The 19,043-nt window shown below is 59.3% G+C and carries 16 protein-coding genes and 3 pseudogenes; 10 read left to right on the top strand and 9 right to left on the bottom strand.

Going from position 1 to position 19,043, the window contains the following annotated elements; all coding sequences use genetic code 11:
• Positions 1 to 7 precede the first annotated feature (7 nt).
• Positions 8 to 2,818 carry an RHS repeat-associated core domain-containing protein gene (locus tag BK659_RS19370; protein ID WP_123426581.1) on the top strand — a complete coding sequence of 937 codons (2,811 nt, stop codon included), beginning with the start codon at positions 8 to 10 and terminating at the stop codon, positions 2,816 to 2,818.
• 119 nt (positions 2,819 to 2,937) lie between these two features.
• On the opposite strand, the gene queD is transcribed toward BK659_RS19370, so the two are convergent.
• On the bottom strand, positions 2,938 to 3,294 hold the full coding sequence (gene queD / locus BK659_RS19365) for a 6-carboxytetrahydropterin synthase QueD (protein ID WP_123426580.1): 357 nt from the start codon (positions 3,292 to 3,294) through the stop codon (positions 2,938 to 2,940).
• A gap of 94 nt (positions 3,295 to 3,388) precedes the next feature.
• Positions 3,389 to 4,468: a patatin-like phospholipase family protein gene (locus BK659_RS19360; RefSeq protein ID WP_123426579.1), complete on the bottom strand. Its 1,080-nt coding sequence runs from the start codon at positions 4,466 to 4,468 to the stop codon at positions 3,389 to 3,391.
• Between the two features lie 258 nt (positions 4,469 to 4,726).
• On the opposite strand from BK659_RS19360, the gene BK659_RS19355 reads away from it, so the two are divergent.
• The 3 genes from BK659_RS19355 to BK659_RS19345 are packed head-to-tail and all read left to right on the top strand — an operon-like array spanning position 4,727 to position 7,019.
• Positions 4,727 to 5,041, top strand: a complete 315-nt coding sequence (locus BK659_RS19355) for a PepSY domain-containing protein (RefSeq protein ID WP_123426578.1) — start codon at positions 4,727 to 4,729, stop codon at positions 5,039 to 5,041.
• The gene (locus BK659_RS19350; protein WP_123426577.1) at positions 5,041 to 5,709 is read left to right on the top strand and encodes a response regulator transcription factor; all 669 of its coding nucleotides are present in this window, start codon (positions 5,041 to 5,043) and stop codon (positions 5,707 to 5,709) included. The genes BK659_RS19355 and BK659_RS19350 overlap by 1 nt, the downstream gene beginning before the upstream one ends.
• The gene (locus BK659_RS19345; RefSeq protein WP_123426576.1) at positions 5,706 to 7,019 is read left to right on the top strand and encodes a sensor histidine kinase; all 1,314 of its coding nucleotides are present in this window, start codon (positions 5,706 to 5,708) and stop codon (positions 7,017 to 7,019) included. The genes BK659_RS19350 and BK659_RS19345 overlap by 4 nt, the downstream gene beginning before the upstream one ends.
• A 146-nt stretch (positions 7,020 to 7,165) precedes the next feature.
• Here BK659_RS19345 and BK659_RS28340 read toward each other — a convergent pair.
• Positions 7,166 to 7,681: pseudogene (locus BK659_RS28340) on the bottom strand (methyl-accepting chemotaxis protein); the annotation flags it as partial.
• 342 nt (positions 7,682 to 8,023) lie between these two features.
• Positions 8,024 to 9,094, bottom strand: a pseudogene (locus BK659_RS28335) (cache domain-containing protein); the annotation flags it as partial.
• A gap of 471 nt (positions 9,095 to 9,565) precedes the next feature.
• Between BK659_RS28335 and BK659_RS19335 the strand changes: the two are divergent.
• The 3 genes and pseudogenes from BK659_RS19335 to BK659_RS28325 all read left to right on the top strand — a co-directional run bounded on the left by BK659_RS19335 (position 9,566) and on the right by BK659_RS28325 (position 12,634).
• Positions 9,566 to 10,882, top strand: coding sequence for a Na+/H+ antiporter family protein (locus BK659_RS19335; RefSeq protein WP_185015418.1), 1,317 nt, complete (start codon positions 9,566 to 9,568; stop codon positions 10,880 to 10,882).
• A 69-nt stretch (positions 10,883 to 10,951) separates the two neighbouring features.
• Positions 10,952 to 11,776, top strand: a pseudogene (locus BK659_RS28330) (cache domain-containing protein); the annotation flags it as partial.
• Between the two features lie 36 nt (positions 11,777 to 11,812).
• Positions 11,813 to 12,634, top strand: coding sequence for a methyl-accepting chemotaxis protein (locus BK659_RS28325; protein WP_404942538.1), 822 nt, complete (start codon positions 11,813 to 11,815; stop codon positions 12,632 to 12,634).
• 141 nt (positions 12,635 to 12,775) lie between these two features.
• On the opposite strand, the gene trhP is transcribed toward BK659_RS28325, so the two are convergent.
• The gene (gene trhP / locus BK659_RS19325; protein ID WP_123426572.1) at positions 12,776 to 14,101 is read right to left on the bottom strand and encodes a prephenate-dependent tRNA uridine(34) hydroxylase TrhP; all 1,326 of its coding nucleotides are present in this window, start codon (positions 14,099 to 14,101) and stop codon (positions 12,776 to 12,778) included.
• 157 nt (positions 14,102 to 14,258) lie between these two features.
• Here trhP and BK659_RS19320 point away from each other — a divergent pair, with 157 nt between their 5' ends.
• Positions 14,259 to 15,320 (top strand): AI-2E family transporter, encoded by a 1,062-nt coding sequence (locus BK659_RS19320; protein ID WP_123426571.1) that lies wholly within the window; start codon positions 14,259 to 14,261, stop codon positions 15,318 to 15,320.
• Here the strand turns inward: BK659_RS19320 and BK659_RS19315 are convergent.
• The 3 genes from BK659_RS19315 to BK659_RS19305 form a co-directional block, all read right to left on the bottom strand.
• On the bottom strand, positions 15,317 to 15,499 hold the full coding sequence (locus BK659_RS19315; RefSeq protein ID WP_019692817.1) for a hypothetical protein: 183 nt from the start codon (positions 15,497 to 15,499) through the stop codon (positions 15,317 to 15,319). The two genes, BK659_RS19320 and BK659_RS19315, sit on opposite strands and share 4 nt — an antisense overlap.
• 106 nt (positions 15,500 to 15,605) lie before the next feature.
• The gene (locus BK659_RS19310; protein ID WP_123426570.1) at positions 15,606 to 15,800 is read right to left on the bottom strand and encodes a hypothetical protein; all 195 of its coding nucleotides are present in this window, start codon (positions 15,798 to 15,800) and stop codon (positions 15,606 to 15,608) included.
• Positions 15,801 to 16,061: 261 nt separating this feature from the next.
• On the bottom strand, positions 16,062 to 16,403 hold the full coding sequence (locus BK659_RS19305) for a hypothetical protein (protein WP_123426569.1): 342 nt from the start codon (positions 16,401 to 16,403) through the stop codon (positions 16,062 to 16,064).
• 245 nt (positions 16,404 to 16,648) lie between these two features.
• On the opposite strand from BK659_RS19305, the gene BK659_RS19300 reads away from it, so the two are divergent.
• Positions 16,649 to 17,467: a shikimate 5-dehydrogenase gene (locus BK659_RS19300; RefSeq protein WP_123426568.1), complete on the top strand. Its 819-nt coding sequence runs from the start codon at positions 16,649 to 16,651 to the stop codon at positions 17,465 to 17,467.
• Positions 17,468 to 17,662: 195 nt separating this feature from the next.
• Here BK659_RS19300 and BK659_RS19295 read toward each other — a convergent pair whose 3' ends face one another.
• Positions 17,663 to 18,310, bottom strand: coding sequence for a YceH family protein (locus BK659_RS19295; RefSeq protein WP_123426567.1), 648 nt, complete (start codon positions 18,308 to 18,310; stop codon positions 17,663 to 17,665).
• Between the two features lie 138 nt (positions 18,311 to 18,448).
• Here BK659_RS19295 and BK659_RS19290 point away from each other — a divergent pair, with 138 nt between their 5' ends.
• Positions 18,449 to 18,958: a DUF1993 domain-containing protein gene (locus tag BK659_RS19290; protein ID WP_123426566.1), complete on the top strand. Its 510-nt coding sequence runs from the start codon at positions 18,449 to 18,451 to the stop codon at positions 18,956 to 18,958.
• Positions 18,959 to 19,043 lie beyond the last annotated feature (85 nt).

Below are 19,043 nucleotides of genomic sequence, written 5' to 3'. Positions count from 1 at the left end.
AATGCCCATGGATAACCTCAGCCTGCATCACGCAACGCCCACTCTGAAGGTCATCGATCCGCGCAGCCTTGCTGTGCGCGGTGTGACTTATTGGCGCTCGAAAGCAGAGCAAACACCCGAGACGCGGGTCAACCGGCATGCGTTTGACGCGGCGGGGCGTGAGATCGCCCTCTGGGACCCACGGTTGTGGGCGAGCGGTAGCGCTCCTGCGTTGAACCATCACTACAGCCTGCCGGGCAAGGTGATATCGACAGACAGTGCCGATGCCGGTTGGCGTGTGTCGCTGCTGGGGCAAGCAGGCGAAATCCTGAGCGCCTGGGACAGTCGAGGTACTCGGCAGGCCTATGAATTCGACACCTCGCTGCGTCCCTTGGCGGTGAAAGAGCAAGCACGGGGGGAGGCGGCACGGGTAGTCGAGCGCTTTGAATATGCTGCGGCCGATCAGCCAGGCAACGCGTGTGGCCGGTTGATTCGTCACGACGATCCGGCCGGTACGCGACATATGCCGGCCTACGATCTGTTGGGCCTGGCGCAGCTGGAGATCAGCCATTTTCTGAACACATTGGACACACCCGATTGGCCGCAGTCGCCGGCGGCACGTGACGCGTTGCTGGAACCCGGCTCCGGGCTGGAGAGCCGCTGGGCCTATAACTCGACCGGCGATCTGCTGAGTCTGACCGATGCCAAGGGCCATCGACGGCACTTCAGCTACACGATGGCCGGTCAACTCAAGGAAGGCTGGTTGCAACCGGCAGGTACTGCGGCACCAGGGCAGAATCTGGTGAGGGGTATCCGTTACAACCCTGCGGGACAGGTCGAGCGGGAAACTGCTGGCAACGGCGTGGTGACCGAGGCGCAGTATCAGCTCAGCGATGGGCGTTTATTGCGGCTGTCCGCCGGGTTGCCGAGCGCGCCGCCGCTGCAAGACCTGCGGTATGGCTTTGACCCGGTCGGCAATATTCTGCACGTCGAAGACCGGGCACTGCCAATCCGTTATTTCAAGAACCAGCGGATCGACCCCATCAGCACTTATCGCTACGACAGCCTGTACCAACTGATCAGCGCCAGCAGCCGGGAAGCCGAAAAACCGTCCTTGGGTCCAAGGCTGACGGGGCAATATCGCACCGCGAACGATCCTCAAGCGCTAGCCAACTACTGCGAAGAATACGACTACGACGCGGCCGGCAACATGACGCAACTGCGGCATATCGGTGCGCAACCGCTCACCCGGAGCTGGGCCATCGCCCCGGACAGCAATCGCAGTTTGATCGAGGACGAGCAGCCGCCGGATTTTGATAGCGGTTTTGATGGCAACGGTAATTTACGGTGTTTGCAGCGTGGTCAGGCCATGAGTTGGGACCTGCGCAACCAGTTGTCCGGTGTTTCGCCGGTGGTGCGTGAAGCCGAAGCCGATGACTGCGAACAGTATCTCTACGGCGGCGGGGGCAAACGTCTGCGCAAGGTCCGCACCGCACTGACCAATGCCCGCACCGTAACGGCCGAAGTACGTTACCTGCCGGGGCTGGAGATTCACCGCAGCAATGGCGTCGAGGCGCGACAAGTGCTTGACCTCGAGGCGGGGCGAAACCGGCTGAAGTGGTTGCAATGGCCCGGCGGTGAGCGGCAGTTGCGTTACCACCTGACCGACCATCTGGGCTCCGGGACGCTGGAACTCGATGAACAGGCCAACGTGCTGAGCCGGGAAGGTTATTACCCGTTTGGCGGCACGGCGTGGGAAGAACACAGCGAACAGAATGGCGCCTACAAAACCCATCGTTATTCGGGCAAGGAACGCGATGCGACCGGGTTGTATTACTACGGTTATCGCTACTTCGCACCGTGGCTGAGCCGCTGGATCAATCCGGATCCGGCGGGGGCGGTGGATGGGTTGAACCTGTATGGGTTTGTCGGGAATTCGCCGGTGGGGCATGTGGATGGTGATGGGCGGATGAAGGAGCGCGTGAGTGATTTTCTGGCTGAAGGCAGGGAGTTGCGTACACGAGAGGAGTTGGCGTCTGACGGCGGTCGAATGATGTGGAGTCATATTGCTGAGGCGATTCAGCCGGTCGTCGCTTCCGTTGAGCCGTCAGCCATGATTGAAAACTTCTCTGTTGACTCGCAAGCGTCAGTCAGTTCCGTCGGATCGCTTGACGGGTTGCTGTCTTTTGCCGGGCTCGTAGGAAATGAATCTCCCACTGGTATTGATGAAATAGAGTTGGGGGGGGATTTGCCGGGCAATATGCCAGAGCCGGTGGCTGGTCCTTCGTCAGCGGTGTCGTCCGGGTCATCTAAGGGATATTCCTGTCAAACATGCAACAAAACTTTTAAGTTGAAGAGCAATCTTAAAATTCATGTGCGAACACATACCGGCGAGAAGCCTTTCAAATGCCCTGAGCCGGGTTGTGGTCAAGCATTTTCGCATGGTGGCAACCTGGCTACACATAAGCGAACGCATACAGGTGATAAACCTTACGCGTGCACTGAACCGGGTTGTAATAAAACGTTTGCAAATAGCAGCAGCCTGCCTAAGCATATGCGAACGCATACCGGTGATAGACCTTACGCGTGCACTGAGCCGGGTTGTAGTAAAACGTTTTCACAGGCAGGAATTCTTTTTCATCATGTACGAACGCATACCGGTGATAAACCTTACGCGTGTACTGAACCGGGTTGTAGTAAAGCGTTTGTGCAGTTAGGGAGTCTTAAAAAACATAAGCTAACGCATACTGGCGAGAAACCTTTTAAGTGCACTGAGCCTGGTTGTGTTAGAGTATTTGCGTGTCCAACTGCTCTTAAGAAACATAAGCAGACGCACTAATCGAAGTCACCCTGTGCTTGAATTTTGTCAGTCACTAATAAAGTACTAACGCCAAACTTCATAGTCACTAACAGTAAATAAAAAACCACCGTTATCGGTGGTTTTTTTGATCTCCAAGCTTATTCGCCGTGGTAGATGCAACCGCTGGTGCAGGTCTCGTGGATGCGGATCGCACTGAGTTCCGGCAGCAGAGGCTTCAATTCATTCCAGATGAATTTGGCGAGGACTTCGCTGGTCGGGTTTTCCAGGCCGGGAATGTCGTTCAGGTAGTTGTGGTCCAGGCGCTCATACAGCGGCTTGAAGATTTCCTTGATTTCCGAGAAGTCGCGGATCCAGCCGGTGTGTGGATCGAGGTCGCCGCTCAGGTGAATCGCCACTTTGAACGAGTGACCGTGCAGGCGGCCGCACTTGTGGCCTTCCGGGACGTGGGGCAGGCGGTGGGCGGATTCGAAGGTAAACTCTTTGAAGATTTCCACAGTGGTTTGAGCTCTGTCAGGTGGCTATCGCCCGCGGCGATGGGGCAGGCCGCAAGTTTAACAGCTTGGGTTCCGGGTTGCGGGAAAACACTGACTAAAGGGTCAACAGCTGCTCGCCCAAACGCCCGCTGGCAGTGAGTTCGAGGAACTCATCGCCGAGCCGCTGGCTCTCGTCCATGGCGGTTTTCCAGTATTTCTGACGGCTGGCCGGGTCAGCCATGAAGCGCTTGAAGTCGTTCCTGTCGGGCAGTTTTCCGAAGGGCAGGCGCGACAGGTAGGCCTTCGACGGCGCCACCAGCAGCACGTCCTGCAAGCGCCCGGGATTGCCGCGTCGCCATGGCAGGGTTTTGTCGAACCAGCCAGGAATCACCCGATCGGTGAAGTGCGGGTAGAGCACGATGTCATCCCCGCTGTAGGGCAAATCGAGGTGGTAATCCAGCAAGCCGCCATCGCGATAAGTCCCCGCGCCCGCACCGGGCAGGTCACGTACTCCTTCCATGACCATCGGGATCGAACCCGACGCGAGCAACGCCTGACGCAGGTTGCCGGCGTTCAGCGGGACGAAACGCGACGGGAAGTCGTTCAGCGCGTTGAGCGGTGGCGCCAGGCGTGGGTCATGCACGATCAGCCGTTCAAAGTGCCGCGACAACCGTGAACGCCCACGCAGATTGTCGGCGATCACCGATGACAGACCCAGCCCGAGCCGCCCGCGATGGTCGTCGGCGAGCAGGCCGTGGCTTTTCACTACCATGATGTTCAGCCGATAGAGCGGGTTGTCCAGCAGCAGCGCATCGCGGCCGTCGAGCAAGTCATGCAGCATGCGCTGCGAACTCTGGCTGATCTGCGCCATGCTCACGCCCTTGGAAAAACGCTGGGCGTTGTACAACTCACCGAGACGTCTGATGCCTTCGGCAGCGTCCGGCAAGCAGGCACTGGCGAAGCGCCAGGAACCCACCGAGGCGCCGATCAACGAGCGTTCGCGCGGTGCGGCCGGTAGCCATTGCCCGAACAGCGCCAGGTCCAGACCTTGAATCCCCAACGCTTTCGGTCCGCCGGCGGCACCTGGCAGCGTGCCGACATCCAGAGCGCTCAAGCCGTTATCGCGAATCCGCGTAAAGGCCCGTGGGCCGGCCTTGAGGGTCAGGGCGGGGAATTTGATGTGGATGGCGGTCATACCGGTCTCTGTGCGGGCGAACGGGTGATTATGTAGGAGCTGCCGAAGGCTGCGATCTTTTCTGTCAATGTCACCTGAATATTGAGTGAAAGATCAAAAGATCGCAGCCTGCGGCAGCTCCTACGCAATTGTATAGGCAGAAATGGAGTGTGAACGCTGCAATGATGGCAATTCAGTTTCAGTTAAGTTCATGTGGCTAGGGTGACTCCCCAGGGAATCCATGAAGAATACGCAGGCACTCCATGCTCAGGATACGTAATGAAGGTTAATCTGCGCGCTTATGGTCTGGCGACCCTGACGCTTCTGGCATTTTGCTCGGTGGTGCCGGCCCGCGACCTGGATCAGGACGAAGCCCTGCGCCTGCGTCAGCAAGGGCTGATTCTACCGCTTGAGCAACTGTTGCAGCAGGCCATGGACCGCTACCCCGGCGCTAAACTGCTGGAAGCCGGGCTTGAACAAAAGCACGACGTCTACCTCTACGAAGTCGAGTTGCTGACCGTCGATGGCGTGGTGCGTGATCTGGACCTGGAAGCGGCCACCGGACGTTTGATCAAAGACAAGGAAGATGACTGATGCGCCTGCTTCTGGTGGAAGACCACGTACCGCTGGCCGACGAATTGATGGCCGGGCTCAACCGTCAGGGTTACGCGGTGGACTGGCTGGCCGATGGCCGCGATGCGCTGTATCAGGGCCGCAGCGAACCCTACGACCTGATCATTCTCGATCTGGGGCTGCCGGGGTTGCCGGGGCTTGAGGTGCTCAGCCAATGGCGTGCCGTTGGCCTGGCCACGCCGGTGTTGGTGCTGACCGCGCGCGATTCCTGGGCCGAGCGCATCGAAGGGCTCAAAGCCGGTGCCGACGACTACCTGAGCAAACCGTTTCACCCGGAAGAACTGCACCTGCGGATTCAAGCGCTGCTGCGGCGCTCCCACGGCCAGGCCAATCAACCGACGCTCAAGGCCGCCGGACTGCAGCTGGACGAGGGCCGTCAATGCGTGACTCGTGACGGTACCGAGATTCAGTTGACCGCTGCCGAGTTCCGCCTGTTGCGTTATTTCATGTTGCACCCGCAGCTGCTCCTTTCCAAAAGCCACCTTGCCGAACACCTTTACGACGGTGAAACCGAGCGCGATTCGAACGTGCTGGAAGTTCACGTCAACCACCTGCGCCGCAAACTCGGCCGCAATGTGATCGAAACCCGTCGTGGTCAGGGTTACCTGTTCGGTGGACAAGCCCGGTGAGATCGATTCAGCGTTGTTTGAGCCTTGGACTGATTAGCGTCATGGTGCTCGTGGGACTGGTGCTGGCACAAACCAGTCTGTGGTTGTTCGAAATGGGCTTGCAGCGTTATCTGGAAGCCGGGCTGCGTAATGAAAGTGAAAACGTACTGATGGCACTGGTGCGTGGTCCGCAGGGGATGCAACTGGACGAACGACGTCTGTCACCGGCTTACCAGCGACCGTTCTCCGGGCATTATTTCCATATCGACTTCGCCGACAACCACTGGCGCTCACGTTCGTTGTGGGATCAGGAATTGCCACTGCTCGATCGTCCGGGGCTGCACAGCAACCTGCAACTGGGGCCGGAAGGCCAGCAATTGCTGGTTTTGCGCTCGGACTATCGGCGGTTGGGGCAGTCGTTCTCCATCAGCGTGGCGCAAGATTACACCCCGGTGCGCGAGAGCTTCCAGCGCATGCGCCAGATCGGGCTCGGGTTGGGGCTGACGGGTTTACTGGTGATTCTGGTGTCGCAGCGTGTCACCGTGCGCCGCTCCTTGCGACCGCTGGAAAGCGCCCGTGAGCAGATCGCTCAGTTGCAAAAAGGGCAACGTTCGCAACTGGACGAGCAAGTGCCGCTAGAGCTTGTGCCCCTGGTAGCGCAGATCAACCATTTGCTCGCGCACACTGAAGACAGTCTCAAACGCTCACGCAATGCTATTGGCAACCTCGGGCATGCGCTGAAGACGCCACTGGCGGTGCTGCTGAGTCTGGCGTCGAGTGAAAAACTCGACGCCCATCCAGCGCTGCGCAAGATTCTTCAGGAGCAACTCGAACAGGTTCAACAGCGACTCAACCGCGAACTCAACCGCGCGCGCCTGGCGGGCGATGCCTTGCCCGGTGCGCAGTTCGATTGCGCTGCCGAGCTGCCGGGGTTGCTGGCGACCTTGAACATGATCCACGGCCAGCACCTGCATCTGAGCTACACAGCACCGGCCGGTTTGCACTTGCCTTGGGATCGCGAGGATTTGCTGGAACTGCTCGGCAACCTGCTGGACAACGCCTGCAAATGGGCGGATGCCGAGGTTCGCTTGAGCGTCGTCGAGACGGTTGAAGGGTTTGTGTTGGCCGTGGAGGACGATGGGCCGGGCATTCCCGAAGTGCAACGTGATCAGGTATTCAGCCGCGGTGCACGCCTGGATGAGCAGGCTGACGGGCATGGCCTGGGGCTGGGGATCGTTCGCGATATTGTTGAAGCGTGGGGCGGGGAGATGATGTTGCAGGAGAGTGAGTGGGGCGGGTTGAAGGTTGTGGTGGAGTTGCCCAAACGTTGACACCAGTCTGAAGCACGCCGATGAACCTGTGGGAGCGAGCTTGCTCGCGATGGCGGTATGACAGCCAACATCAATGTTGAATGTTCCCGCCTCATCGCGAGCAAGCTCGCTCCCACATTAGATTTCCAGTGGATACAGTGTCTGCGTCACACCCGGAACTGATCCATCAAACTCTGCTGCTGATTCGCCAGACTATTGAGCGACTGGCTGACCCGCGCCGATTCATTGGCCTGCCCCGACAGCGACTCCGTTACGTCACGAATGGTCGCCACGTTGCTGTTGATTTCCTCGGCCACCGCGCTCTGCTCTTCGGCAGCGCTGGCGATTTGCAGGTTCATGTCGGTAATCACCGTCACCGCGTCGCCGATCTGCCGCAGGGCGGTGACCGCCTGGCTGACTTGCTCGACGCTGCCCTGGGCCTGGCGATGGCTGTTGCTCATCGAGCCAACCACATCCTGCGTGCCGCTTTGCAGTTGTTCGATCACCTGACGGGTTTCTTCCACCGACTCTTGCGTGCGGCGCGCCAGGTTGCGCACTTCATCGGCCACCACCGCAAAACCACGGCCGGCTTCACCGGCGCGAGCCGCTTCGATGGCCGCATTGAGCGCCAGCAGGTTGGTCTGCTCGGCGATGGCGCGAATCACTTCCAGCACCGAACCGATCTTCTCGCTGTTGGCGGCCAGGCCTTCGACCTGGGTCATCGCCGTGCTCATGTCTGCCGCGAGGCTGTCGATGCTGGCGGTGGTGCGGTCGATTACGGTCAGACCCTGACGAGTCGCCTGATCGGCATCGCGTGCCGCTTGAGCCGCTTGTGCAGCGCTGCGAGCGACGTCCTGGGCGGTAGCGCTCATTTCGTGGGACGCGGTGGCTACCTGATCGACCTGACGGTACTGCTGCTCCATGCCGGCGCTGGTCTGGGTGGCGATGGCCGACGATTGATCCGCCGTGCTGCGCGCGTCCTGCACCGAGCGCTTCACTTGCGCGATGATCGGTTGCAGCTTGTCGAGGAAACGGTTGAACCAGCCGGCCAATTGCCCGAGCTCGTCTTGTTTGTCGTAGGCCAGACGGCGGGTCAGGTCGCCTTCGCCGCTGGCGATGTCTTCAAGCATCTGCGCCACGCCGAGAATCGGTTTGGTCACGCTGCGCGCCATCAGCCACACCAGCAACAGACCGATGATGGCCGCCAAAACGCCGAGGCTGAGCTCGATCAGCGTGCCGGCGGTGTTGCGTTCATCGAGTTGCTTCTTCAGGGTTTCGGCGGGGCCGACCAGGACTTTCTCCGGCACATCGAGCAACACGCCCCACGATTTGCCGCCGGGGATCGGCTGGAATGGCGACAGCACCTTGAGTAGCTGATTGTTGTGCAGGCTTTGGGTTTGAGTGCTGGCGGCGAGCATGCGGATCAGCTCGGCGCCGCTGTCCTTGTCCACGCTGTCCAGGCGCTGGCTGAGTTTGCTGGCGTCCGGGCTGTAACCGGCGAGCAGGCCGACCGGGCTGAGGATGCTGACGTTGGTCTGGCCGCTATAAAGCTTTTTGCTCGCTTGCTGGCTGACCGCTTGCAGGCTGTTGAGGTTGATGTCGACCGACAGCGAAGCGATGACCTTACCGTCGACCATCAACGGGAAGACGATGCTGGTCATCAGCACGTTCTGGCCGTCGATCACATAAAAGTACGGTTCGATCACGCACGGCTTGAGGGTGGTGCGCGGGCAGGTGAACCAGGCGTTGGCGGGCTCGCCGCTTGGGCCGGTGCTGGTGTCGGCCATGTCGCTCTCCGGTAGCGCCATCGAGTTCAGCTTGCCGGCGGTCGGTTGCGACCAATACAGGGCGAAGCGGCCCTTGTCGTTGCTGCCGACTTCTTTCTGGCCGGCGAACAGTTCGTCCTTGCCGTCCAGTGCGTTGGCTTCGAACACCAGCGACAGGCCGAGCAATTGCGGGTTGGCTTGCAGCGCCGACTTGACCTGACGGGTCAGGTCTTCACGCAGGTCGAAGGCGTCGAGGAAACGCTTCTCGGCCTGTTCACGCAGGAACAACACCTGACGCGAGAAGCCGTGGCCATATTGATAGGCGTCCATGAACTGCTGGCGAATCCCCAGCGCCTGAACTTCACCCTGCGCCTCGATACGTGCTTGAGCCGCTTCGTTGAGCATTTCCATGCTCGAGGCTTTTACCAGCTCAGAACTGTGCTCCATGCGATACAGCGAAAGACCTACCAGCAAGGTTACGATGCCGGCCAGGCACAGCCCGGCGAGCAGGGTGATCTTCCATTGAATGGAAAGTTGTCTGAGCTGCATGGAAACGTCCTTTTATTCGATATTTATCTGAGACTTTGCACTGTAACGGCCGTATTTCTCCTTTCTTTATCCAGCTATTTCAAAAACGCCGGGGGATCTGTGTTGGTTTTGACAAGCAGGGCCTGCTGCGGCACAGTGCCCGCCCTCTAATAAAACCCTCTCTTCAATCCGCCGTCGGCTCATGCAGCTGGCTGGACGGACTCATCCTGTTTGCGCCGGGTTTAGCCGTCGCCGTGTTTTGAGGTAACGATGATTAATGCAGTAATTGCCGCGGTCGGCATCATGCTGGTGCTCAGCCTGTCCCGCGTGCATGTGGTGATTGCGCTGATTGTCGGCGCGCTGGTGGGCGGTTTGACCGGCGGCCTGGGCATCGATGCAACGCTCAAGGCCTTCAACAGTGGCCTGGGCGGCGGTGCGACCGTGGCCTTGTCCTACGCCTTGCTCGGCGCTTTCGCGGTGGCGATTGCCAAATCCGGTTTGGCCCACGCCCTGGCGGACAAGGCCTTGCTGCTGGTCGACCGGCAGGACGCCGCTGGCGGTGGCCAGGTCAAATGGCTGTTGATCGGGTTGCTCTGGATGGTGGCCATCGCCTCGCAGAACATCCTGCCGATCCACATCGCTTTCATTCCGCTGCTGGTGCCGCCGCTTCTTTATGTACTGACCAAGCTGCAACTGGATCGCCGACTGATTGCCTGTGTCATGACCTTCGGCCTGATTACACCGTACATGTTCTTGCCGGTGGGTTTCGGCAACATCTTCCTGAATGAAATTCTCCTGGCCAACGTCAGCAAGAGCGGGGTAGACATCAGTGGTGTCAACGTCACTCACGCCATGGGCATTCCGGCGTTGGGCATGGTCTTCGGGCTGTTGATGGCGTTCTTCAGCTACCGCAAGAAGCGCGTGTATGACCTGGAGAAAATCGAGCGGGTCGAGCAGGTGGCGGTGCAGTACAACCCGCTGACCTTGATGGTCGCGGGCCTGGCAATTACCACAGCATTCATCATTCAGTTGTTGCTGGACTCGATGATTATCGGCGCGCTGGCCGGGTTTCTGATCTTTTCGGTGTCGGGAGTGGTGCGCTGGCGCGAGACCGACGACCTGTTCACCGAAGGCATGAAGATGATGGCGATGATCGGTTTCATCATGATTGCCGCTTCGGGTTTTGCCGAGGTCATGAAGGCCACTGGTGACGTGAAAACCCTGGTTGAGGCCTCGGCCTCGTGGATCGGTCACAGCAAAGGCGTCGGTGCATTGCTGATGTTGCTGGTCGGCCTGCTGGTGACCATGGGCATCGGCTCATCGTTTTCCACTGTACCGATTCTCGCCGCGATATTTGTGCCGCTGTGCGTGCAACTGGGTTTCAGCCCGTTGGCGATTGTCTGCATCGTCGGCACGGCCGGAGCCTTGGGCGATGCCGGCTCGCCAGCCTCTGATTCGACCCTGGGCCCGACCTCCGGTCTGAATATCGACGGCCAGCATCACCACATCTGGGACACCGTGGTCCCGACATTCCTGCACTACAACCTGCCGCTGCTGGCGTTTGGCTGGGTGGCGGCGATGATCCTCTGACCCTACAGTTTTGCGTTGCTCTGCCGTTAATGCTTTAACCACGCCAATAATATCCAGAGTGAACAACACATGCGCCTGAGCCTTAAAGCCAAAGTCTTGTCCCTCTCCGTCCTCCCGGTTTTGCTCTTTGCGCTGGTGATCAGCCTGACCACCGCATTCATCTTGCAAGAGCAGGCCCGCAAAGAAGTCGAAGAAACCCGTCAGCGTTTGATGAACGATGCCAAGGCCACCCTGCAAAGTTACGTTGCGGTGGCGATGACCACGATCAAACCGCTCTACGACGCGGCGGCACCTGACGATGCGGCGGCCCGCGCGCAAGTGATCAAATTGCTGTCGAGCATCAGCTATGGCAAGGACGGTTACTTCTTCGGCTACGACTCCAACACCGTGCGCCTGTTCAAGGCCAACAGCGCGGAAGGCGTCGGCCAGAGCTTCAAGGACAACCGCGATCCGAACGGTGTGTACGTCAACCGTGACCTGGTGAAAGTCGCCAAGGACGGTACGCACTACCTGCAATACAGCTCACCGTTGCCGGGCGACAGCAAAGTCCTGGTGCCCAAGCTGGGTTACACCGAATACCTGGCTAAATGGGACATGGCCATCGGTACTTCGGTGAATCTCGATGGTGTCGAAGCCCAGGTCGCAACGGTCCAGGCCGAGGTTCGCGAGCGCATGGAAGGCGTGATACTGAGCATCGTCGGCATCGCGGCGGTGGTGCTGCTGGTGATCGCGGCGGTCGGTCTGTTTGTGGCCAACACCATTTTGCGTCCGCTAAACCTGATGAAAGCCAATCTGGATGACATCGCCGCAGGCGAGGGTGATCTGACGCGTCGGCTGGCGATTACCTCTCAAGACGAACTGGGCGAGCTGGCCGGCTCGTTCAACCGCTTTGTCGACAAGATCCACAGCCTGGTCCGGCAGATTACCGAGATGACGTCGCAGTTGACCGGGCTGGTCAATCAGGTCTCCGATCAGGCCCAGCGTTCGGATCAGGCCATGGAGCGCCAGCGTCACGAGACCGATCAGGTGGCCACGGCGATCAACGAGATGTCGGCGGCAGCGCAGGAAGTGGCGAAAAGCGCCCAGGGCGCGGCGGTTGCGGCCCAGCAAACCGACGAAGAAGGCCAGGCGGCCAAACGCGTGGTGGCCGGGAGTATTTCGCAGATCCATGCACTGGTGAAAGATATTCGCAGCAGCGGAGTCTCGCTCGACAGTTTGCAGCAGGACGTGTCGTCGATCGTCAGCGTGCTTGGAGTGATCCGTTCGATTGCCGATCAGACCAACCTGCTGGCGCTCAACGCCGCCATCGAAGCCGCTCGCGCCGGTGAGGCCGGGCGTGGCTTTGCGGTGGTCGCCGATGAGGTGCGCGCGCTGGCCAGTCGCACGCAGCAAAGCACTCAGGAAATTCAGGGCATGATCGACCGCTTGCAGGCCGGCACACAGTCGGCGGTCGATGCGATGCGCCGCTCCAGCGAGGCCGGTGACGGCACCTCGGCCCAGGCCAATGAAGCGGGCGCTTCGCTGGACACCATGGCGCAGTTGATCGGCACCATCAACTCGATGAATGCACAGATCGCCAGCGCCGCCGAAGAGCAAACCGCTGTGGCCGAAGAGATCAACCGCAGCGTGCATCAGATTGCGGTGGCAGTGGACAGCGTCGCCGACGAAACCCAACTCGGCGCGCAGACCTCCCGTAGCTTGGCGGATCTGGGTCAGCGGTTGGGCAAATTGGTCGGGCAGTTCAGGATCTAAGCACCTAACAGACCGCCATCGCGAGCAAGCTCGCTCCCACATTTGATTGATGGTGTTGTCGCAATTTGTGGCAGCACACAAATCTACTGTGGGAGCGAGCTTGCTCGCGATGAGGCCCGCCCAGGCACCCTCAATTCCGGGTTAATCCCCCCGCACATCCCGCATCAACAACCCGAACCGCAAGTCCACCGCATCCGGAATCGGCAGATACACGGTGTGCCCGTCCCCCGGTGCCACTTCAACCGCCTCACCTTTGGCGTTCTGCAACTGATGCAAGTCGAAGTGGAAGTTGCCCTTGGGTGTCATCAACTCCATGTGATCGCCCAATCCAAAGCGGTTCTTCACCTTGACCTCGGCCAACCGATCACGGCGCTCGCCAGTCAGCTCACCGACAAACTGCTGACGCTCCGACACCGAACTACCGTTCTGGTAGTTCTGGTATTCGTCATGCACATGCCGGCGCAGGAACCCTTCGGTGTAGCCACGCTGGGCCAGGGATTCGAGGTCGGTCATCAAGCTACGGTCGAACTCGCGGCCGGCCACGGCATCATCGATGGCACGGCGGTAGACCTGAGTGGTCCGGGCGCAGTAGAAGTGCGACTTGGTCCGGCCTTCGATCTTCAACGAGTGGACGCCCATCCGGGTCAAGCGAGCGACATGCTGCACGGCGCGCAGGTCCTTGGCATTCATGATGTAGGTGCCGTGTTCATCCTCGAAGGCCGGCATCAGTTCATCGGGGCGGTTGGCTTCCTGTAGCAAAAACAGCTGATCGGTCGGTGTCCCGATGCCCAGCGTTGGCTCCGGGATGAACGTTTGAACGATCTCGCCCACGAGGTTTTCCGTGGCTGGCTGTGCCGAGTATTTCCAGCGACAGGCATTGGTGCAGGTGCCCTGATTCGCATCGCGCCTGTTCAGGTAACCCGACAGCAGGCAGCGCCCGGAATAGGCCATGCACAGTGCGCCGTGAACGAAGACTTCCAGCTCCATGGCGGGGACTTGCTGGCGGATTTCGGCGATTTCTTCCAGCGACAGCTCCCGCGACAGGATGATCCGGCTCAGGCCCAGCTGCTGCCAGAACTCGACGCTGGCCCAGTTCACCGTATTGGCTTGCACCGAGAGGTGGATCGGCATCTGTGGGAAATGCCGGCGCACCAGCATGATCAACCCGGGATCGGACATGATCAGCGCATCCGGGGCCATGGCGATGACCGGCTGAAGATCCTTGAGGAAGGTTTTCAGTTTGGCGTTGTGCGGGGCGATGTTCACCACCACATAGAAGCGCTTGCCTTGGGTCTGGGCCTCACGGATGCCGAGGGCCAGGTTGGCATGATCAAACTCGTTATTACGCACGCGCAGGCTGTAGCGCGGCTGGCCGGCGTAGACCGCATCGGCGCCGTAGGCGAAGGCATAACGCATGTTTTTCAGGGTGCCGGCAGGGGCGAGCAGTTCAGGCGTGGCGAGGGGCATGAGGGTCTCGATCACAAAAGCTCGCGAGGGTAGGGTAATTGCGTCAGGCGTTTATTGATCTGGATCTATGCTGGATGAACAAAGCAGAGCACTCGGGCGTCTCGTGGCTGACTAAAACAGGCAGCCAGTGTCTGCGTGCTACTGACAGGGATCGGACATGAACCAAACCGTTGCGCGAGACAAATCACTGCTGGTGCTGTTGGTACTGGTGACCGCAGCGTTCCTCTGGATTCTGCTGCCGTTCTACGGTGCGGTGTTCTGGGCGGTGATTCTCGGCATTGTGTTCGCACCCTTGCAGCGTCGACTGCAAGTGAAGTTTGGCTGGAACCGCAATCTGACGGCACTTTGCACGTTGAGCATCTGCCTGATAATTGCCATTTTGCCAGTGATCATTACCAGCGCCTTGCTGGTGCAGGAGGGGGCGAACCTCTACAAGAATATCGAGAGCGGCCAGTTGGATATCGCCGGCTACCTGGCGCAGTTCAAACACAGCTTGCCACCGTACTTTCAGCACCTGCTGGACCGCTTTGGCATGGGTGAGCTGAACGCCTTGCGCGAGAAAATCGTCAAGAGTGCGATGCAGGGCAGTGAGTTTTTCGCCAGTCAGGCGTTCAGCTTCGGTCAGGGTACGTTCGAGTTCGTGGTGAGCTTTTTCATCATGCTCTATCTGCTGTTCTTCTTTCTGCGCGACGGTGCCGAACTGGCGCGAGAGGTCCGTGCGGCTGTGCCATTGGCGGAACATCAAAAGCGCCGCTTGCAGCTCAAGTTCAATCGCGTGGTGCGAGCCACGGTCAAAGGCAACCTGCTGATGGCGATCACACAAGGCGCGCTGGGTGGTTTGATTTTCTGGTTTCTGGACATTCCCAGTGCATTGCTCTGGGCGGTGATAATGGCGTTTCTGTCGCTGTTGCCAGCGGTAGGGGCGGGGATTGTCTGGGCGCCGGTGACGGCTTGGTTTTTGCTCAGCGGGGCGATCTGGCAGGGTGTGGTGCTGGGCTTGTTCGGGGTGTTTGTGATCGGTCTGGTGGACAACGTGCTGCGGCCGCTCCTGGTGGGCAAGGACACCCGGATGCCGGATTACCTGGTCCTGATTTCGACCTTGGGCGGTCTGGCGATCTTCGGTCTCAATGGTTTTGTCATTGGGCCGTTGATCGCCGCACTGTTCATGTCGAGTTGGGCCTTGTACATCGAAACCAAGCCGCGGGTGCAGTTGCCTTAAGCGCCAAGCGCATAGGTGCCGATGCGTTGCGACAGGGCCTGGGCGGCAGGCAGTGAAGTGAGCGGGCCGCTGATCGCGACGCCGTCCTGAACCAGATACCAACAGGCGAGCAATCCTAGCTCTCTGAGCGGTGCGGGAACGGCGCTGCCGATAACGGACATGATCTGAACCTTGGGCATAAGTACCTCCATCAATCTATGGAGCTACCTTACTGAGCCGGCGGTTCAACGGAAAATCAACACGCTCGATAGTGGACATTGACGACAACGTGGCGAATTGCCGCTGTCAGTCGACGACCTGGTCGAGCATGTTCATCACTTCATGATCATTGAGCAGGCCTTTGCGCACCAGGTTTTCGGCCAGCAGCGAGAGAAACTTGGCGCTGCGATGGCCTTCCAGATGTTTGAGCTCGGTCAATGCGTTATAGACCTTGCTTGAGGTGCAGAGTCCAACAATGTGGTGCGGGTTTTGCGTGGGCATAAGGGTCGTCCTTGTTTTTATAAACCGTTTATTACGGACAATTCAAAGCTTGCTGAACTGTCATGACATAAATATGACGGTTGTTGCGCTGAAGCCAGGGCATTCGTCGGATCGATCATGTCAAATTTAACCGCAGTCACTGTCCCGGTAGCGACCTTGGCGAGATTTATTCAGACATTGTTTAACGCGTGGAACGAAAACAGGCCCCGTTTCGAGGCGGGGCCTGTGTTATATAGCCTGAAGTGATTACCCGCCTGGGCCTCAGTAACGAGGCTGAACGTAATACCCCGGTGCCGGGCGGTAGTAGACCGGTGGCGGTGGCTGGACATACACCGGTTGTGGCTGAACGTAGACCGGTTGTTGTACGTAAACCGGCTGCGGCTGAACGTAGACCGGTTGTTGTACGTAAACCGGACGCTGCGAGTCGGCGACGACTGATCCTGCTACCACGGCGCCCAACACAGCGCCAACGGCGAGCGGCGCACCCCAGCCCCAGCCGCCGCCATGGCCATGACCATAATAGTAGCCGCCATGGGCTTGCGCCTGTCCTGCGACAGCAAATGCACCGATCAGCAAGGCTATTACAGGGAGTTTGCGGATCATGATAATTCCTCGTGTTTTCGCCCCAACGCTTGAGCCTTTAATAGATTCAAGGATAGTCGCGGGGATAACTGTAAGACAGCGTTTTTTGGCGAATCTGCGACGCGTCTGAGTAAAGATTGTGTAAGGTCTGTACCGGCGTCTTTACCTTGCAACGCCAGTCGGGCCAAGTGTCGCGCCATGATCCGATAAACCCGGCGGGCTGGCTAATCCCGTCCATCTGAAAGTGCAATTTGAAGGAGATCCACATGCTGATGAACCCGAATAAAGACACCCAACTGTGCATGTCGCTGTCTGGGCGCCCCGGGAATTTCGGCCTGCGTTTCCACAATCATTTGTATGAGCAACTGGGCCTGAATTTCTATTACAAGGCCTTCAGCAGTCAGGACCTGCCGGGGGCGATTGGCGGGATTCGCGCCCTGGGTATTCGTGGTTGCGGCGTATCAATGCCCTTCAAGGAAGCCTGCATCGCGCTGGTCGATGAGCTGGACGCGTCGGCCGAGGCCATTGCCTCGATCAATACCATCGTCAACACCAACGGACACCTCAAGGCTTACAACACCGATTACATCGCCATCGAGCAACTGCTGAAAACCTATGCGGTGCCGCAGGACTCGACGTTCGCCTTGCGCGGCAGTGGCGGAATGGCTAAAGCGGTGGCCAGTGCATTGCGTGATGGTGGCTACAAAAACGGATTGATCGTGGCGCGCAACGAAAGCGCTGGTCGTGCCCTGGCCGAATCGCTGGGTTATCGCTGGCAAGCAGAACTTGGCAGCGAGCGCCCGCAGATGCTGGTAAACGTTACGCCGATCGGCATGGCCGGTGGCGCGGAGGCCGATCAACTGGCCTTTGGCGCCGACGCCATCGATGCTGCGGAAACTGTCTTCGATGTGGTGGCGATCCCCTCGGAAACCCCGCTGATCGTGTGCGCTCGTGCCGCTGGCAAGCGGGTCATCACCGGGCTTGAAGTGATCGCCATTCAAGCCCTTGAGCAGTTTGTGCTGTACACCGGCGTGCGCCCCAGCGATGAGCAATTCCAGAAGGCAGTGGCGTTCGCCCGCAGCTAGCAAATGTAGCTCGAGCGCAACCTGTGGGGCTTGCCCCCCATCCCTCGTAGCAGCTGTCGAGCCTGCGAGGCTGCGTTCGGCTGCGAAGCAGTCGTAGAGACTTCCTGAACCATCAGACTGAAACATCTGGTTTACGGCCGCTTCGCGGCCGAACGCAGCCTCGCAGGCTCGACAGCTGCTACAATGACCGCGGTGTTACTCGAGGCGCGCCAGGCGCTCTTCGAGGGCGGCAATCCGGGCTTCAAGCTCTTCGATGCGCTCCACCGACACGCCGCTGCTGGCGCCGCGTTCCACCGGGTTCTGGCGGGCGGCGAGCATCGCTTCGATATCTGCCGGATCGCCCAGCGCGTGCATGTAGCGGTCTTCGCGTTGACCCGACTGGCGCGGCAGCAACGTCGCGAGACCGCGGGCAATCAGGCGCTCCAGTTGATGGACAACCTGTTCGGCATCTTCGAAGTCATGCATGCGGCCGCTGCGCGTCAGCAGTTCGTTGACCGTCTGCGGGCCGCGCAGAAACAGCAAACCGGCCAGAATGACCTGGGCCGGCACCAACTCCAGCGCCTTGTCGAGCCGATGCTCCCAGCGATCGGCGCGGCTACCCATGACCAGCCTGGTGAAGCCACGACCTTCCAGGGCACGCAAACTTTGCCCGACCTGGCCCTGGCTGAGATTCATCACCGGTTCACGACTGGTTTTCTGGTTACAGGCGATGACCAACGCATTAAGGGTCAGCGGATAGGTTTCCGGGCTGGTCGCCTGTTTCTCGATCAAAGAGCCGAGAATCCGCAGCTCCGTGCTGCTCAGCCGCAGTTCATCGGTGGACGTCTCTTGTTCGGTGCTCATCGCGCTTTCCCTATGCTGTCGAAGCCGCCTAGCCTAATCCTTGCGGGATAAAAGACAAGCCGCACGGTGCTTCAAGCATGGCTATAATCGCGCCATGTTTCATTCCTGTCACAACACCTGCTACCCAACGAGACTGCCATGACTATTTCTCTGTACGCTGCTTCCGTTCCAGTCTTCAAGCAAATGCTCAACGCGTTGAGCGATGTTCTGAACAAGGCCGAAGCCCACGCCACCGCAAAAAACATCGACCCGAACGCTTTCCTGCAAGCGCGTCTATACCCGGACATGTTCCCGCTGGTGCGTCAGGTGCAGATCGCCGTTGATTTCGCCAAAGGCGTTTCTGCCCGTCTGGCCGAAATCGAACTGCCGAAGTACGACGACACCGAAGTAACCTTCGCCGAACTGCAAGCACTGATTACCAAGGTGCTGTCCTTTATCGACGGTATCAAGCCTGAACAAATCAACGGCAAGGAAGGTATCGAGATCGTTACCCGTCCAGGCACCCCGAAAGAAAAACGCTTCAGTGGCCAGGCTTACCTGCTGACCTACGGCCTGCCGCAGTTCTTCTTCCACGTCACCACCGCCTACGCGATCCTGCGTCACAACGGTGTTGAGGTCGGCAAGCGCGATTACATGGGCGCGTTCTAAACCCGCCGGAAACGAAAAAGCCCGCCAAGGTGTGTAATGCTGTTCACTTAAGCGGAGCAGCCTTACGGTCTACTGGAAAACGGGT

The organism is Pseudomonas brassicacearum, from assembly GCF_003732225.1.
GTDB classification, from domain to species: Bacteria; Pseudomonadota; Gammaproteobacteria; order Pseudomonadales; family Pseudomonadaceae; genus Aquipseudomonas; species Aquipseudomonas brassicacearum_E.
The sequence above is the reverse complement of the archived record's forward strand: the minus strand, read 5'-3'. Positions and strand labels throughout refer to the sequence as shown.